Origin of the sequence: Dyella silvatica (genome assembly GCF_026283955.1) — a bacterium.
In the GTDB taxonomy this organism is placed as follows: domain Bacteria; phylum Pseudomonadota; class Gammaproteobacteria; order Xanthomonadales; family Rhodanobacteraceae; genus Dyella_C; species Dyella_C silvatica.
The window spans coordinates 1-818 of sequence record NZ_JAPDPE010000232.1; the positions used below are offsets into that span (position 1 = coordinate 1).

General features: G+C 58.4%; 1 protein-coding gene. It reads right to left on the minus strand.

The genetic code is table 11. The annotated features are described in order from the left end of the window. Positions 1 to 749: alpha/beta fold hydrolase (locus OUZ52_RS22825; RefSeq protein ID WP_266160907.1), on the minus strand; the 749-nt coding region annotated here is incomplete at its 3' end. Positions 750 to 818 lie beyond the last annotated feature (69 nt).

An 818-nucleotide genomic window follows, 5' to 3' on the forward strand; every position in this document is an offset into this window, starting at 1 on the left:
TGTTCAAGCCAATGCGACCACTTCACGTCGAAGTAGATATCGTCGGTTCCCCATGCAATCAGCGTAGGCGCCTGCAAACGTCTCAGCTGATTTTCGATCTGCACCGTGTGACGGCAATCAAAAGCATTGACGAAGCGCTCGACGCTACGGGTGCGCTGCGCCGAGCTGACAAATGGCCGTAGATAGGTTTCGATCGTATCGTCGGCCACGGCCTCCGGCTGCTCGTAAGCCGGGCCTAACGCCTGGGGCGAGCGATAAATGGATTTGTCGGCCAGCATGGCGTTCAAGGTTTCCGGCAAACCGCCATCGGCGACCATCGCGACAAAAGGCTTGAAAGCTTCCGGCGGCCAATTGTCGTGCGTATCGCAATTGGTCAAGGCCAGACTGCGGATGCGCTCGGGATACAACGCCGCAAAGATCTGGCAGATACCGCCGCCACTGTCATTGCCCACCAGATCGACCTGGTCGATCTTCAGTGCATCCAGGAATTGCGCCAGCATGTGGGCATTGGCGGTGACGGAGACATCTTGAGTGTCGGATATCTCGGTATGGCCGTGCGCCAGCAAATCCACCGCAATGCAGCGTCGGACATCGGCTAGCTGTGCCAGCTGGTGCCGCCACAGATAACCATTAAGCAGCACGCCGTGGACAAATAACGCCACCGGGCCACTGCCGTGCTCGACATAGCTGATCATCCCGGAAGGTGTCTGCACCTTGCGCTGGCCGGCAAAGAAATCCTTGCCGTTCATGACGACGTCTTCCGGTTGGCCTCGCGCAGTTTCTCGGCGCACTCTTCGCAGCAGACTTCGACCACATGC